The sequence below is a fragment of the Gluconobacter cadivus genome (assembly GCF_015244745.1).
Taxonomy (GTDB): Bacteria; Pseudomonadota; Alphaproteobacteria; order Acetobacterales; family Acetobacteraceae; genus Gluconobacter; species Gluconobacter cadivus.
Genome location: NZ_JABCQI010000002.1, coordinates 469464 through 484961 on the forward strand (window position 1 = coordinate 469464; position 15498 = coordinate 484961).

General features: G+C 60.8%; 12 protein-coding genes. 5 read left to right on the plus strand and 7 right to left on the minus strand.

Annotated elements, in window-relative coordinates; translation table 11 throughout:
- Positions 1-92 precede the first annotated feature (92 nt).
- Positions 93-959 (plus strand): helix-turn-helix domain-containing protein, encoded by an 867-nt coding sequence (locus HKD28_RS05010; RefSeq protein WP_194261006.1) that lies wholly within the window; start codon positions 93-95, stop codon positions 957-959.
- Here the strand turns inward: HKD28_RS05010 and rfaE1 are convergent.
- The 5 genes from rfaE1 to flgE all read right to left on the minus strand — a co-directional run bounded on the left by rfaE1 (position 945) and on the right by flgE (position 8393).
- Complete coding sequence (gene rfaE1, locus HKD28_RS05015) at positions 945-2384, minus strand: D-glycero-beta-D-manno-heptose-7-phosphate kinase (protein WP_194267350.1); 1440 nt, start codon at positions 2382-2384, stop codon at positions 945-947. The genes HKD28_RS05010 and rfaE1 overlap by 15 nt on opposite strands.
- A gap of 129 nt (positions 2385-2513) precedes the next feature.
- Entirely contained in the window at positions 2514-4385 is a 1872-nt protein-coding gene (htpG, locus tag HKD28_RS05020) for a molecular chaperone HtpG (protein WP_194267353.1), read from the minus strand.
- Between the two features lie 78 nt (positions 4386-4463).
- A complete protein-coding gene (locus HKD28_RS05025; protein WP_194267356.1) occupies positions 4464-5525 on the minus strand; it encodes a flagellin in 1062 nt (353 codons plus the stop codon).
- A 2-nt stretch (positions 5526-5527) separates the two neighbouring features.
- Positions 5528-7060: a flagellar hook-associated protein FlgK gene (gene flgK / locus HKD28_RS05030; protein ID WP_194267358.1), complete on the minus strand. Its 1533-nt coding sequence runs from the start codon at positions 7058-7060 to the stop codon at positions 5528-5530.
- Positions 7061-7085: 25 nt separating this feature from the next.
- Positions 7086-8393, minus strand: a complete 1308-nt coding sequence (gene flgE, locus HKD28_RS05035) for a flagellar hook protein FlgE (protein WP_235993303.1) — start codon at positions 8391-8393, stop codon at positions 7086-7088.
- Positions 8394-8639: 246 nt separating this feature from the next.
- Between flgE and HKD28_RS05040 the strand changes: the two genes are divergently transcribed.
- Positions 8640-9938 (plus strand): MATE family efflux transporter, encoded by a 1299-nt coding sequence (locus tag HKD28_RS05040; RefSeq protein ID WP_194267480.1) that lies wholly within the window; start codon positions 8640-8642, stop codon positions 9936-9938.
- 67 nt (positions 9939-10005) lie between these two features.
- On the opposite strand, the gene HKD28_RS05045 is transcribed toward HKD28_RS05040, so the two are convergent.
- The gene (locus HKD28_RS05045; RefSeq protein WP_235993305.1) at positions 10006-10971 is read right to left on the minus strand and encodes a DMT family transporter; all 966 of its coding nucleotides are present in this window, start codon (positions 10969-10971) and stop codon (positions 10006-10008) included.
- A 419-nt stretch (positions 10972-11390) separates the two neighbouring features.
- On the opposite strand from HKD28_RS05045, the gene HKD28_RS05050 reads away from it, so the two are divergent.
- Complete coding sequence (locus HKD28_RS05050; protein WP_099286101.1) at positions 11391-11738, plus strand: hypothetical protein; 348 nt, start codon at positions 11391-11393, stop codon at positions 11736-11738.
- A 9-nt stretch (positions 11739-11747) separates the two neighbouring features.
- Here HKD28_RS05050 and HKD28_RS05055 read toward each other — a convergent pair whose 3' ends face one another.
- Positions 11748-13679: a dipeptidyl-peptidase 5 gene (locus HKD28_RS05055; protein ID WP_194267360.1), complete on the minus strand. Its 1932-nt coding sequence runs from the start codon at positions 13677-13679 to the stop codon at positions 11748-11750.
- 150 nt (positions 13680-13829) lie between these two features.
- On the opposite strand from HKD28_RS05055, the gene HKD28_RS05060 reads away from it, so the two are divergent.
- Positions 13830-14429: a DedA family protein gene (locus HKD28_RS05060; RefSeq protein ID WP_194267482.1), complete on the plus strand. Its 600-nt coding sequence runs from the start codon at positions 13830-13832 to the stop codon at positions 14427-14429.
- A 24-nt stretch (positions 14430-14453) separates the two neighbouring features.
- Positions 14454-15425: an SDR family oxidoreductase gene (locus HKD28_RS05065; protein WP_194267362.1), complete on the plus strand. Its 972-nt coding sequence runs from the start codon at positions 14454-14456 to the stop codon at positions 15423-15425.
- The last annotated feature ends 73 nt before the right edge of the window (positions 15426-15498 follow it).

The following is a 15498-nucleotide window of genomic DNA, read 5'->3' on the forward strand; positions in this document are numbered from 1 at the left end:
CCTATATCCAGCCCGTTATGGTTGTTTCAATTGGCTTTACTACTGAAAATGGTGTTTAACGGAATCTCAACATTCTTCTCCAGAGCATGGTCGTGACTGACATTCCTCACGGCAGCCTGAATGCCCAGCGCATCATTCCGCTGGCGACGCTTGCGGCCTCTCCCCGCGGGATGGACCCGTCTGTCGTTCGTCTTCGCACGGCGCTGTCACCGGCAATTGCCACTCTTCTGGATCAGGGTCGGACGGTTCTGGTGCTGTCTCGGCAGTCCACGGGCAAGTTGTATCTGGACCCGCACCAGTTCTCCACACTCGCCAAACCGCCCGGCATTGAGCCCACAGCCGATGTCTTTCTGCTCAGTGTGGCGCGTCAGGCATTGTTGCGACATCTTCCCATGCTTTCGGGCCTGCCACCGCTGTCGTTTGATCTGGCGCGGGGGCCAGGGGCTTTTCTGCTGGCCGAGGCTTCCATGCTTGAATCTGGCGTTCTGGACGATGCCATCCCCCAGACGCGTCAGCGCCTTTTGCAACATGTCACGGATCTGATGATCACGACAATTCTGGATTGTCTGGATCTGGAAGTCAGCGTGGCGGGACGCCGGCGACATCGGCAGAGGCATATCCGGCGTCATATTGAATCACGGCTGCACGAGCATGATCTGACCCCGCAGAGTATTGCAGAGGCTTCCGGGATTTCGACACGGGCGCTTTACCAGCTTTTCGACGGGGAAGAAGGCGCGGTCGCGGGCTGGATTCTGAACCGTCGGCTGGAGCGCATTCACTCGGATCTGACGAATCCGGCCCATGATGCGCTCCCAATTGCTCAAATCGCTCTAAACCACGGCTTTCGCAATGCCGCACATTTCTCCCGTCGTTTCAGGCAGAAATTCGGTGCATCTCCCCGTGAAATCCGGCAGCGGGCGGCCATGAGGCCGGGGACACGGGCCTCAGGCCGGGGTTGACTGCATTCCTTTGACGAGGCGTGTGGTAGATTGGCCGTCCACGAGGTCCACCAGCACCACCTTGCCGCCATATCCCTTCACCACATCGGCACCAACGACCTGATCTTCCGTATAATCCGCCCCTTTGACGAGAATATCGGGCTTCAGGGTGCGGATGACGTCGAGGGGGGTGTCGTCGTCGAACAGCACGACGAGATCGACCGCACGCAGGGCGCCGATCACCCTGGCCCGGGCGTCTTCCTTCTGAATCGGACGGGTTGGCCCTTTGAGACGGCTGACGGAACTGTCGGTATTGAGGGCCACGATGAGGCGATCTCCTTCGCGGGCTGCCGCCTGAAGCAGGCTGACATGTCCCGGATGGACCAGATCGAAGCACCCGTTGGTAAACACGACTTTTGCACCATGCCGCTGCCAGCTTTCCACGATACGGGCGGCCTGTTTGACCGGAACAAGCGCGCCTGTTTCAGGCATTTCCTGAAGAAGTTCGCGGGAGAGTTCTTCGCGCGAGACGGTGGCGGTGCCGAATTTGCTGACAGACAGGGCGGCCGCGGCTGTCGCGATGACAACGGCAGTTTCCAGCGTCTGATCGGCAGACAGCACTGCGGCGACCGTGGCGACGACGGTATCTCCGGCGCCGGAAACATCGAACACTTCGGATTTGCGGCTGGCGACATGCAGGGGGGGCGCGTCACGCTGCCACAGCGTCATGCCGTCTTCCGAACGGGTGACGAGAACGTCGCCGCCGAACTGCCGGGAGAGGATTTCAGCAACCTTCAGGACATCGTCATCCGTCCGGACAGACAGTCCGCTCGCCTGTTCCGCTTCGCTCCGGTTGGGCGTCACGAGTGTGGCACCGGCATAGGCATCCAGCGTACGTCTTTTAGGGTCGACAATAACAGGAATACCTTTGGCACGTCCCGCTGCAATGATGACCTTCAGGACCTCATCCGTCAGAACGCCTTTGGCATAGTCCGAGCAGACGAGCACGTCCGAAAGCTCAATCGCGCGGAGGGCTTCTTCCATGAGGCGCTTTTGAAGTGTGTCGGAAAGGGGGGTCAGTTTTTCGACGTCGATACGCACAATCTGCTGGCGACCACTGACGACGCGGGTCTTGGTAATGGTGGTCCAGTCCGGGGCGGAGACGATCCCGTCCGTCTGGATGGTGGGCCAGAGGTTCAGGCTGTCTTTCAGTCGCTGGGCCGACTCATCTTCGCCGACGAGACCGACAAGATGCACCTGCGCCCCCAGAGCGGCGGCATTGACCGCAACATTTGCGGCGCCGCCCGGCACGCAGCGCAGGCCATCATGCAGGACGACGGGGACGGGGGCTTCAGGAGAAATACGGCTGACATCTCCTGAAATATACTGATCCAGCAGCAGATCGCCGATGATCGTTATGCGGCCAAAGCGGAAATCGTCGATCACGGTCTGCTACTCCTTCAATCATGCACCTGTTCCATATCTCACCGGAACTTAGCAAAAAGAAAAGGCGAGGAATAAAATCCCTCGCCTTTGATGGATAGGAACGAAACGAATGCTGCGTTCAGATCCGCTTTATCCGACAGCCGGCCCCGCCAGCAGCGTGGCGAGCGAACGGCCGAAACCGGTCGGGTCAGGCAGGGGTTCGCCTTCCTGCACACGCGCCAGATCCAGCAGGACGCTGGCATAGGCGGTAATGCTCTCGCCCTTTGCAACCCGCTCGGCCAGAGCCTTGATGAGCGGGTGCTTCGGGTTGATTTCAAGGATCGGCGGCATGGCGGGCATGGCCTGACCCGAGCGACGCATCAGGCGCTGCATCGACAGGTCCGGGCCGCCATCGGATGTGATGACGACGGCACTTCCCGTTAGACGCACCGTGCTGCGAACGTCCTTGACCTGCTCGCCAAGGGCGTCCTTGAGGGCCGGAACCAGCTTTTCGACATCCGCGGCTTCGGTCGTGTCGGCATCCGTGGATTCAAATTTTTCCAGATCGCCATGGGAATGGGCGACGGAACGCAGCGGCTTGTCCTGATAGGAGGACAGGCGCTCCGGCCAGAAGCCATCAACCGGATCGGACAGCAGCAGGACTTCAAGACCCCGGGCGCGGAAGCCTTCAAGCTGGGCAGAGGATTTCAGTGCGTCAAGATTGTCGCCGGTCAGGTAATAGATGGCGTCCTGACCATCCTTCATGCGCGCAATATAGTCGTCCAGCGTGACGAGATCGTCGCCCTGGGTGGAATGGAAACGGGCGAAACCGGCGATTTCCGTCCGGTGTTCGGCGTCTTCCCACAAGCCTTCCTTGATGACCGCGCCGAAGTTTTCCCAGAACGTGTTGAAACCGCCCTCGGCGTCCTTCGCACGGTTGCGAATCTCGGTCAGGACACGCTTGGTGACCGCTTTACGGATGCGGGCCAGAACCGGGGTGGCCTGAAGCATTTCACGCGAAACGTTGAGCGGCAGGTCTTCCGTATCGACCACGCCCTGCACGAAGCGCATCCAGTTCGGAACCAGTTCCGCTTCGTCGGTGATGAACATCCGGCGGACATGGAGATGGATCCGGCTTTCGCGGGACTGTTCCATGAAGTCGAACGGGCGGGCGCTGGGCAGGAACAGCAGCGCCGTAAATTCGGTCACGCCTTCCGCGCGCCAGTGCAGCGTCGCATAGGGTTCGTCAAAAGCGTGGGCAATGTGCCGATAGAATTCGGCATACTGTTCCGGCGTAATTTCAGATTTCGGCTTGCTCCACAGAGCCGTGCCTTCATTGGCGGCCTGATCTTCCGTAGTACCGTCTTCCTTGGTTTCACGCAGGGTGATGGGCCAGGAGATATGGTCCGCCCATTTGCGGATGATGGATTTCAGGCGCCAGCTGTCGAGGAACTCGTCGGCATCGTCTTTCATGTGCAAGACGATATCGGTGCCCGGCGTGGAGCGGGACGCGGGGCTCAGCGTGAAGGCGCCCTTGCCGTCCGAAGACCAGGTCCAGGCCTGATCGGAACCGGCCTTGCGGGAGGTAACCTCCACACGGTCCGCGACCATGAAGGCTGCGTAGAACCCGACGCCGAACTGACCGATCAGGTTCGGGCGGTCTTCAGGCTTTGCCGAATTCAGCTTTTCTCCGAAAGCGCGCGTGCCGGAGCGGGCGATCGTGCCAAGGTTCTGGGCCAGTTCGTCATGGGTCATGCCCACGCCGTCATCGGAGATTGTCAGCTCTTTCTGGCTTTTGTCCGGATTGATGCGAATGGACGCATTCTCGGGAAGCGCCACAGCACTGTCGGTCAGGGCTTCGAAACGGCGCTTGTCCGTCGCGTCCGCCGCATTGGCGACGAGTTCGCGCAGAAAGATTTCACGATCCGAGTAAAGGGCATGGACCACAAGGTCCAGCAGCCGTCCAACCTCTGCACTGAATTCATGCTTTTCGGCGGCCTGCTGGTTGTTCGTTTCACTCATTTCATCAATCTCCGTTCAGGAAAGTGATCTTGATATGCGATGTCACAAACGGTTTTTCAACCGGGATCAGAGGCCTGATCAGAGGTAAGAAGCCAGCGTCATGCCTTTCATATCTGCGATCAGGGAATAGGACGCCTGAAGCTGGTTGTTGGTATCCGTCACCTGCGTGGAAACCTGCGCAAGATCAGCGTCTTTCACCTGACCGAGCTGGGTCGTCAAAGCCGAGGACATCTGGGTCAGCATGGCGGTCTGGTTGGTCAGGCTATTCTGCTGAACCCCCAACAGGCCACTCATGGTGCCAAGGCCGCTCGTAACCGTGCTCATGGAACTCTGAAGGCCGGAAATCAGGCTGGCGTAGTCGGTGGTGCTGGTGGACGACGAGCCGAGGGAGGCGACCACCATCAGATTGCGCATGAGATCGCGGATCGGGGAAGTGGTGGACGTGGATGTCGCGCCCTGTGTGGCGACCATCCCGACGGACACTGTTTCAGACTGTCCGACGACGATGCGCGTGTTCTGCTGCTGTGCCTGATCGGGCGATGTGGACAGCGTGGCCGAGAAAGGCTGACCGACAGAAGTATTGGCGGCCAGATTTTCCGTTGTGCTGAGCACATCCGCTGCGTTGGTCGAGCCGAGCTGGCTGACTGTTTTGGCAATCTGGGTCGCGAGGTCCGACGTGCCCAGATCCGTGCTGACGGGGGCGGTCGTGTTCTGCTGCCCGGCGAAAACGTAGCTGTCGCCCTGCCGGGTGTTGAGCAGGTTGCTCAGAGAAGTCAGCGCCGACTGGGCGGCAGAGGCAGCCGTCGTGACGGTTGAGTAAGAGAGTGTGCTGCCGAGAGTGGAAAGCGAACTCGTCAGGTCCTGGGCGATGGTGGAAATCTGGGACAGAGCGCTTTGTGTTGTCGTCAGCGTCGTCTGGGCGTTCGTGACGTTGCTTTTCCAAGCGGAAACCTGCGTGATGGCGGGCTGAAGCGCGAGGGCCTGTGTCCGCGAAGACCCGAGATCGGCATAGCTGCTGGCGAGAACGCCGGTGCTGGCCTGAAGCTGAAGGGCGTCTTTCGCCTGAGACAGATTCTGGACGCCGAGCAGGAGCTGGCTGGAGATTCCGCCAAAGCCGAAGCTGGAGATGGTTCCGGTCATGATCAGGTTCCGATTGCGCTCAGCAGGGCGCTGAACATTGTCTGGACGGTCGAAACAACCTTGGCGTTGGCAGCGTAGGCGTTCTGGAGCGTGACGATATTCGCCATTTCCGTGTCGATGGAGACGGTGGACGTTCCGGACAGATTGGACGTCAGGCTGGTCTGCGTTGTCTGCGACAGGGCAAGGCCGCTGCTTGCATCGCTGGCCGTGGCGGCCTGATTGGCGGTCAGGGATGTCGCAAGGGAAATAATTTTCTGGTTGCCCGTGTATCCGGTGGACAGGGTTCCGGTCATTCCAAGATTGCTGCTGGGTGCGGCCGTCTGGGCGGTTCCGGAAGAGTCGGAAGTTGTGCCGAACGTGTAGCTCAGGACGTTTTGGATGGTCTGCGTGCCGGACGTCGTGCTGTCGAGCAGTTTGGATGGGTCGCTGGAATAGGTGCTGGACACGCTGATATCCTGCGAGAAGCCGACGCTGCCGGTGGGAATAAGGTCTGTCTGGGAGGTTCCCGGGACAACGCCGTTTGTGCCCGATGTCGTGAACAGGGACATGCCCTGAGCCTGAAAACGGGTGGCGACCGTCGAAGACAGGGAGTCCAGCTGCGCCTGCATGGTGGGGAGTGTTGAATCGCGCAGGGTGATGTTTGCGCCCAGCGTCCCGCCCGTCAGATGCGTGGTGACATCGCGGCCGTTCAGGGTGATGGCGGGAATGGTGTTGCTGGACGATGTGCCGGGATAGGTCGTGCTGACCGAAATCTGAGCGGACGACGTGGTGAGCGGCCATGTGGACGAGACGGTCGCGCCACTGGAGCTGCTGGTGTCACGCGTGGGCAGGGTGACGCCGTCGGCCGTGGCGATGGTCATGTCGCCGTTTGCGGACTCGGACCATGAGACGGAAAGCTCGGAGGACAGGGAGGACAGGGCCGTATAGCGCTGGTTTTCCAGCGCGGCCGTGTCCTGACCGGTGCTTTTGAGGTTCATGATCTTGGTGGACAGGGTGCCGATCGTGGTGAGGTCGGTATTGATGTCCGAGACCGAGGAAACGACGGCATCCTGCGCTGTCTGACGCTGGGTCTGATAGGCCGAAGCCAGCGTGTTGACGGACTGGGCGAAGGTGGATGCCGCGGAGACGACCGTACTCTGGGCCGAGGCGCTATCAGGCGTAGAAGTCAGGGACGTCAGGGCCGATTGGAGGTTACCCAGTTCATCTGAAAGCGTTCCACTGCTGCCGGATGTGGCGCTGGTGGAGCCCTGAAGCGCTGTGATGTTGGACAGGGAATTGCTGGTGGCCGTGTAGGCCGCCACGTCCGCGTTCTGGGCGTAAAGCGCCTTCTGGACCTGCTGGTTGGTCGCGAGTGTGGTGGCAGCAGTGCGGACACCGTTGCCTGTATTGCCAGCCACGCTCGACTGGACGTTGGCGCTTTCCTTGATGTAGCCGCTTGTCCCTGCATTGGAGACGTTGTTGGAGGCAACGGCCATGGCATTCTGAACGACATTCAGGCCGGAAGTTGCAATCGAGAGTGCGCTGTTCAGTCCCATGGAGCCGATGTCCCTTCAGTTATGCTTACTGGATCATCGCCAGGGTTGTCTGAAGAAGCTGGTCGGCCGTGGAGACGACTTTCGTGTTCGCGCCATAGGCCTGCTGGGCCACGATCAGCTTGCTGAGGTCGCCGGTCAGATCGGTTGTGGAGTCTTCGACCGAAGCCGTGCTCAGGGTGCCGGCGCCATTGGTATTGACGGCGTTGATCTGCGGGGTGCCGGACTGGGACGTAGCGGTATAGGCCTGTCCGTTCTGGGGAGACAGGTTGTTCGGACTGGCGAAGGTTGTCAGCGGGATCTTGGCGACGAGCTGGGAGTAGCCGTTGTCAAACGTTGCCATAACCGAGCCGTCCGTCTGCATGGAAATGCCGGAGAACGTGCCGGTGGTCACGCTGTCGGATACCGCCGTAACGCCGGTCGGGGTGGAGCCGTCCGTTGCGAGGCTGACGCCGCTCGTGCCGCCGATGGTTCCGAGGCTGACGGTCATGTCCTGGGGTGAGCCATCATATTCGAAGCTGGCGGTGGAGCCGGTGGCCTGGCTTTGTCCGTTGACGGAGGCAATCGCACCGGTGGAGGAATCGAATTTCACGGTCGCGCTGTTGGTCGCGTCACTGGCGTTGCTGACGGTCCAGGTGGTGGCGTCGACCTGCGTCCAGTTCAGGGAGACGGTCTGGGCGTTGCCTTTGCTGTCATAGGCCGTGGCCGACGTGGTGGCGCTGCCGCCGCTGGATGTCGCGGTGCTACCGATCTGCCCGGTCAGGGTCAGCTTCGTGCTTTCCGTCGGCTGGAATTTGACGGTAGAGGGCACCTGAATGGGGCTGAGGGCTGTGCTCAGGGTGCCTGTCGAGGCGTTGACATTGTAACCTTCGAGGTAATAGCCCGACGTGTTGACCAGATAGCCGTTCTTGTCCTGCGAGAAGTCACCATTGCGGGTGTAATACTGCTGTGTGCCGAGGACAGGGGTGCTGTCGTTGCTCTGGCCGGTGGCCTGCACGACGTTGAAGAAGCCGTTTCCGGAAATGGCGAGAGCCGTGCTGTTGGTCGAGGTCGTTACCATGCCCTGGTTGTCGTTGTGCTGGCGGGTGGTAGCGACGACGCTGTCGCTCAGCGCCTGGCCATCACTGGCCAGTTCGTTGTTGGTGACATAGTCCTCGAAGCTGGTGGTGCTGGCCTTGTAACCGGTGGTCTGGCTGTTGGCGATGTTGTTGGACAGGTCGCTGAAGGCGTGTGACTGCGAGTTCAGGCCGCTGACGGCAGTGTGAACTGCATTGATGATCGAGGACATGGCATACTCCCGGACATGGAACAGGCTGCGGGTCGTATGCCCGAGCATCGCTGCCGAAGATTCCACACCGGATATTAAAGAAGTCCTTACAAGCGCAAAAAGGGCGGATTCGCCTACTGTTACGAACAGAGACAGAGTAAAGACCGGGGCGAAAAAACACTCCCGACCTCTGGTTCTCCTTCCCTGAAACGGGCATGATACAGTGACATGCCAGAGCCAGATGACGACCCCAAAAAGCCCTGTATTCCTGACGACTCCCCGGTAAGACCGGCCAGATTCGTTCATGGCAGCATCATGCGTCATGTCGTGACGATGGCCGGGACCGGGGCGATCGGGCTGATGGCCGTGTTTGCCGTGGATCTGCTCAATTACGGTTATATTTCGCATCTGCATGACAAGACGCTCACGGCGGCGATCGCGTTTGCGACGGCGGTCAGCTACGTGCAGGTGTCGGTTTCCATCGGGATGACGATCGGGCTTGGGGCCTGCACGGGGCGGCTGATCGGGGCGTGTCAGCATGCCGAGGCGCGTCGGATGGCCTCGGCGTTTCTGGTGGTCATGGTGGCGATTGCGGCCGTTCTGGGCCTGTTGACGGCGACCTTTGCCATGCCTCTGCTGGGGCTTCTGGGCGCGCATGGCGAGGCGCAGGAACATGCCGCCACATTCCTGCACATCGTGTCGCCGGCGTTGCCGCTTGTGTGTCTGGGGATGGCGCTTTCATCGCTTTTGCGGGCGGTGGGGGATGCCAAGCGCTCGATGCGGGTGACGCTGACGGGGGCAGCTGTGTCCGCGTGTCTGGACCCGATCATGATTTTCGGGCTGCATCTAGGGCTTGAGGGCGCTGCGATCAGCACGGTTCTGGCGCGGCTGGCCATTACGGCAAGCGGATTTCTGAATCTTCGGGGCCATGCCATGCTGGAATGGCCACAGCGTTCCGCTTTCGGGCCGTCCACGCGGCTGATTGGCGGGATTGCGGTTCCGGCGATTGCGACCAATCTGGCGACCCCGACGGGCGCGCTGTTCGTGACGCATGCGATGGCGCGGTTCGGGCTTAATGCCGTTTCGGGACAGGCGACCATTGACCGGATCGTACCGGTAGCATTTTCGCTGGTTTTCGCACTGACGGGGTCGGTCGGGCCGATCATGGCGCAGAACCTCGGCGCGCGGCAAATCCATCGTGTTCAGGAGGCGCTTCTGGCGGCGCTAAAACTGACGGCGCTGTGTGTGGGCGTGACCTGGCTGGTTCTGGCGGGGGCGCACACTTATATCATCCAGCTTTTTGAGCTTCAGGGTGTGGGCGTGGACATCGTGCGGCTGTTCTGCTGCTGGCTGGTGCTGAGTTACATGTTCGTCGGATTGCTGTTTGTGGCCAATACGGCCTTCAACAATCTGGGGCACCCGTTCTATTCCACGGGTTTCAACTGGGGGCGGGCGACGCTGGGGACCATTCCGTTCGTCTGGATCGGGTCGGCTTATGGGCCGGTCGGGATACTGGTCGGGCAGTCGCTGGGCGTGGTGCTGTTTGGCAGTCTCGCGGTCGTGACGGCATTCCGGGTGATCCGGAAGCTGGAGCCGGGGATTATAGAGCCATAATCAGGCGTGCCGCCGCGTCTCTGAAAGTCAGCACTCTGACCGGAATGCGCAGCGGCGGAACGCGTGTTTAGCGAGTGGAGAGAGCGCTCTGTTTGGCGGCTTTGAGGTTTCCCTTGGCGACTTTACGTGCCTTGAGGCGTTCGAGACGCTCTTTCATCGCCATTTTCTCGTAGCGGATGCGCTGACGGATCCAGTTCAGCATACCTGATGCTGTCAGGACCGCGATGCCGACGAAAGTCCAGCGATCGAGCGGCTGTTTGAAGAGGAAGTAGCTCAGCGCGACACCCCAGGCCATCTGGCTGTATTGCGGCAGGGCGACGCGGTTTGCCGGTGCTCTGGCGGTTGCGAGCATCATGCAGAGCTGTCCGAGGGCGGCCAGGGAGCCGTAGCCGAACAGGTAGAACCAGATCTTTGTGCTGGAGGGCCATGTGGCGTGGGCGAGCATGAGGAGACCGTTGCCGACCAGCGCGCCCATCAGGCTGGACCCGAAGAGCGACAGGCGGATGGTTTCCTTGCTGGCGATCCGGTAGGCGATCACGCTGCCCGCATTGGCGCAGGCTGCCAGAAGCGCACAGAGATGGCCCAGATTGAGCGGGCGCACTCCCGGACGCAGCACGATCAGAACGCCCGCAAAGCCCAAAGCGACCGCAAGCCATGCCCAGAACGTCACTTTCTCCTTGAGCAGCCCGACGGAGAGGATCGTGACGAACAGCGGCATCAGGAAGGTGATCGACAGGGCCTCGGGCATCGAGAGCAGCATGAAAGCTTCGACGCTGGCAGCCGTGGCGACGAAGACGCAGACAGCCCGCAGCAGCCACATGCCGCGAAGCTTCGGGCGCACGATGTCGAGGTAGGACTCGTTTGATTTGCGGATGAAGGGAAGAACGAGGAACCCGAACACCCCGCCAAAAAACGCAACCTCGAAGGGATCGAGACTCCCGTCCAGCAGTTTGGAGAAAGCGTCGCTGATGGCGAATGCGGAGTATGCTCCGAAGGCCAGCGCCATTCCGGAGAAGAGGGTTTTGGTGTCCATAAGGCTCGCGGACTCTGACGGGAGAGAGAAGGAATCGTGCCGAAAAAATAACCCTGTGCCCTCTGAACGCATGACAGAGCGTTCGGGCCTGAAAAGGGCATCGGTAATTGCGGTCAGGCTTCTTAGAAGAAGTATTATGGAAATTCAAACCTGTTTTCGGGACTTCGAATATTTTCTTTGACAATTACGGTATAGATTGAATGATAACATAATTTTATTTATTAATAACAATTATATTGTTATTAACGCGGAACAGGGAGCAGGTCGAAGAAATCGACTCTGGTGTTCCTGTTCGTTATAGAGGCCGCACTCTTTCAATGTGATTTTCAGGGAAACGGTCTGTGCAGTGCGAATGGCGGAGGTCTTACGACAGGCTGGTTCCGATGCTGATTAAAGAACATTTCGGAGATCCGGGTGTGATGACCCGGCAGTTTCCCTACATGAAATCGACGTTCCTCTGGAAAGGGGATGATTTCATTCTCACGCCCGAAGCGCTCGCCAATCCGAAGAATAAGTATCATGGACTTGAGCGGCTGGCGCTGGAGCATCATGAGGCCGGGGACTGGCGGCTGGCCGGGGAATACTGGCTGATTGCGGCGGGCTGGCGCCGGAACATGATGGACCCGGCCGACGAGCGGCATGTGGAAGCGCTGCAGTTCGCGCTGCGTCATGTCGAATATGACAGGGCGCTGGCGGACTGGAAAAAGAAGAAGCTCGGCCGCAACGCCATGCCCTATCCCAGCCAGTTCGGGCTCTCCGACGACTAAAATCGGGATCTATGCACTAAAAACCTGCTGATAGAAGACGAGTTCCCGTTGCAGGGCGTCTTCTATGGTTTCGCGGGCGCGGAAGCCATGAGCTTCCTCCGGATAGACGTGCAGGGCGGAATGTTCGAGTTTTGTACGCATGGACTCCGCCTGTGACAGGGGGACGACCTTATCTGCACCGCCATGCAGGAACAGGACAGGAACGGTAATGCTATCGGCCTGCGTGATGGGGGAACGTTTCAGATACACGGCCTCATCTTCGGGATAGGGGCCGATCAGCCCGTCCAGATAGCGGGCTTCGAATTTGTGGGTTTCTTCGGCGAGAGCCCGCAGGTCCGTGACGCCGTAGAGGGAGGTTCCGGCGGCGAAGAGGTCCGACTGTGCGAGGGCGCCGAGGACCGTCAGGCCGCCGGCGCTGCTGCCGCGGATGACGCAGCGGGCGGGGTCGGCGAGGCCGCGATCGAGCACGGCCTGCACGCCGGCGAGGCAGTCTTCGATATCCGCGACACCCCATTGTCCGTCCAGTGCTTCGCGGTAAGCGCGGCCAAAGCCGGTTGAGCCTCGATAATTGACGTCGAGGACGGCGAAACCGCGCGACGTCCACCACTGCACCTTGAAAGCGAAGGACGGGTTGGCGCGGCCGGTCGGGCCGCCATGCGCCATGACGACGAGCGGGGGTTTTTCACCGTCCCGCAGGGCGCTGGTGCTGCTGGCGGGGGCGTAGAACAGGGCGTGGGCCAAGGCATGAGCTTCTGCGCCGTTTGCGGTTGGGAAGCTCAGCGGGGTGGGGGTTGCGATATCGGCTTTCGTGACGCCGTGCGGGAGGGTGACGCTGATTCGGAAGCGGTCGCAGGCTTCGCCGGGGCGGCCAAAGACGATGGCAGCGGGGGCATCGGCCGGGGCGTCGATCCACGCGAACTGTCCGTTTCCGAGAGGTTCGGGGACGTTGACGGGCGTGCCGAGCGCAAGTTCGGTCCAGCGGCCGTTGTCTTCCAGCAGGACATGGTTCAGGCCGTAGCGGATACCGAGGGCCAGCAGGCGGTTTCCGGGCAGGGGGGCCATGCTGCGCTGTCCGAACACCCAGTGCGGCAGGCCGATTTCGGCGTTGGCGCCGTCGAGGGAGTGGGAGTGCCAGCCTAGCTCGTCATGGTAAAAGCGGATGGGAGTCCAGCGGCCCGAGGCGTCGGACGTGGCGTAGAGCGTGCCGTCGGGGGACCAGCAGGGTTCGATGATGCTGCACGGTTCGGGTCCGGTCAGGTTGGTGACGGGGCCGAGTGTGTCGGTTGTGCGATCGAAGGGGGCGACGGAAAGGGTCGTGGCGGTCCAAGGCATGGCCGGGTCGTTCCAACTGAACCAGGCCAGAAAGTTTCCATCGGGTGAGGGCCGGGGGGCGGCGTAGAAATCCGCGCCTTCGGCCAGCACGGTTTCGCGTCCGCCGGCCTGCACATGGACCAGCGTTGCGAGCGGCACGCCATCGCCGTGGCTTTCGCGCACGCAGAACACGGCATCGGCAGTGGGATCGAACGTCAGGTCGGCGTAGCGGTGTTCGGGACTTTCACCCGCCACGGCCCATTGCGTGGCTGTCGTGCCGTCGCTGAACCAGACACCGCCGCGTTTGCGATCGCTGAAAACGACCTGCGGGGCGCTGTCTTTGGCATTGTCTTTTAGGCGCACGTCCCATGCGCCGCCGCCATATTCGTGCACACGGGTGCCGACCGAGTATTCCGCCGGGATCAGGTCGCGGAGGATTCCTTCAGGGTCGCGGGCCGTGATGACGGAGCGGCCCTGTTCGTCCGGGCGACTTTCAAGCCAAAAGATCCACTCCCCAGCAGTGCGCAGTTCGGAGAAGGACAGCGTGCGTCCGGCCACGAGTTCGGGTGTGGCCCAGGACGGCCAGTGTCCCGACAAGGCTGCGGAAGATGAGGGGGAAGGGGGCGTCATTTTTCATCCTGTCTCCGATGCCGTAGTATCGTAGCCGGTGGCACTCTCTTCCGCCACAGCTTGAACAGGACCAGGACACTGTTTCATCTCAGTCATTTTCTCGATCACATGCTGGTGCAGTATGGCTATGGCGTCGTCGGCATCACCGTCATGTTCGAGAGCATGGGACTTCCACTTCCGGCGGAGAGCGTCATTATCGCCGCTTCGCTTTATGCAGGCAGCACCCATCATCTTGAAATCCGCTGGATCGCGCTGTCAGCCGTGCTTGGCGCCATCATGGGCGACAATATCGGCTATCTGATCGGCCATCACTTCGGTTACGGCATTCTGAAAAAACACGGCCAGAAAGTTGGTCTGACCGAAGAGCGGCTGATGCTGGGGCGGTATCTTTTCCGTCGGCATGGTGGGATTGTCGTGTTTCTGGGGCGTTTCGTCGCGGTGCTGCGGGTGTTCGTGGCCTTGCTGGCGGGAGCGAACCGGATGCCCTGGCATTCGTTCCTGTTCTTCAATGCGCTCGGTGGCATCTGCTGGGCCGGTGGCTATGCCTTTGTGACCTATGAGCTTGGCAAGCAGATCGAGAAGATCACCGGGCCGGTCGGAGTCGCCATGGCGGTCGTGGGGGTCTGCTGTCTGATCGGGGGGCTCGTTTTTCTCAAGAAGAACGAGAAGCGCCTGACGGATGAGGCGCTCCGGCAGGCCGAGGAAGACGAAAAGCGCGAGGAATCGCGTATGGACAAAAAACCGAGCTGACACAGACTTGGAAGGACAGACGTCATGACACAGCCCTCCGCTCCCGCGTGGTCTACTGACTCTCTTGAACGTCTGGACGGAAAGACGGCGCTCATCACCGGATCGACCGGGGGGCTGGGGTTCGAGGTCGCCTGCGGGCTGGCGAAGCAGGGTGCTGCGATCGTGCTGAGCGGTCGCAGTCATGACAAGGGACAGGCGGCGTTAGCACGGCTTCATGAACGGGTGCCGTTCGTCAAATCGCGGTTCGAGCTGCTGGATCTGGCGTCTCTGGCCGGGATCGAGGCGTTTGCGTCCGCGATGCACAGCCGGGGCGAGCCGATCCATCTTCTGGCGAACAATGCCGGGGTTATGGGGCCTGCGACGCGTCTGACGACAAAAGACGGGTTCGAGTTGCAGTTCGGGACTAACCATCTCGGGCATTTTGCTCTGACCGGACGGCTGCTGCCGTTGCTGGCGGCGGGGAATGCGACGGTCATGACGGTGGCGTCTCTGGCGGCGCTGAAGGGCGAAGTCCCGTTCGGCGATCTGAATGCGCGGCATTCTTACAATCCGATGGTGCGGTATCGTCAGAGCAAGCTGTCCAACCTGCTGTTTGCGCTCGAACTGAACCGCCGGGCTGCGAAAGCGCCCTGGCCCATCCATTCGCGTGCGGCGCATCCGGGCTGGGCGGCGAGTGATATTGTCGCGAATAACAGCAGTCTGGACCGGTCCGCCAACAAAGCCGCACGGTTCATGCGCAGTCTGGCGCGCAGTGTCGCCGGGCCGGTGTTTCACGCTATGGGGCAGACCGTCGAGGAGGGGGCGTGGCCGCTGCTCTATGCTCTTGCCAGCCCTCAGGCGCATGACGGCAGCTATTATGGTCCGCAGGGGCCGGGAGAACGTCGTGGTGTGCCAGGGATTGCGGGGCTGCCCGCTCTGGCGCATGTACCCGAACTGGCCGCGCGTCTGTGGACCGTCTCGGAACAGATGACTGGCGTGAAATACGGCCTGATCTGAGACGAACAAAAGTTTTTGGGTGTCGCCTTTTTTCAAAAAGGTGACGGTCTTTTGAAGCTTTTTGGAAAAAGCT

Bases quoted from the DNA above. Each gene is read 5' to 3' on its own strand.
- htpG (WP_194267353.1), bottom strand. From the start codon at position 4,385: ATGAGTGAAACGAACAACCAGCAGGCCGCCGAAAAGCATGAATTCAGT.
- flgE (WP_235993303.1), bottom strand. From the start codon at position 8,393: ATGCTCGGGCATACGACCCGCAGCCTGTTCCATGTCCGGGAGTATGCC.
- HKD28_RS05060 (WP_194267482.1), top strand. From the start codon at position 13,830: ATGTTCGAGAGCATGGGACTTCCACTTCCGGCGGAGAGCGTCATTATC.
- HKD28_RS05025 (WP_194267356.1), bottom strand. From the start codon at position 5,525: ATGACCGGAACCATCTCCAGCTTCGGCTTTGGCGGAATCTCCAGCCAG.
- HKD28_RS05065 (WP_194267362.1), top strand. From the start codon at position 14,454: ATGACACAGCCCTCCGCTCCCGCGTGGTCTACTGACTCTCTTGAACGT.
- flgK (WP_194267358.1), bottom strand. From the start codon at position 7,060: ATGGGACTGAACAGCGCACTCTCGATTGCAACTTCCGGCCTGAATGTC.
- HKD28_RS05040 (WP_194267480.1), top strand. From the start codon at position 8,640: ATGCGTCATGTCGTGACGATGGCCGGGACCGGGGCGATCGGGCTGATG.
- HKD28_RS05050 (WP_099286101.1), top strand. From the start codon at position 11,391: ATGACCCGGCAGTTTCCCTACATGAAATCGACGTTCCTCTGGAAAGGG.
- HKD28_RS05045 (WP_235993305.1), bottom strand. From the start codon at position 10,971: ATGGACACCAAAACCCTCTTCTCCGGAATGGCGCTGGCCTTCGGAGCA.
- HKD28_RS05055 (WP_194267360.1), bottom strand. From the start codon at position 13,679: ATGACGCCCCCTTCCCCCTCATCTTCCGCAGCCTTGTCGGGACACTGG.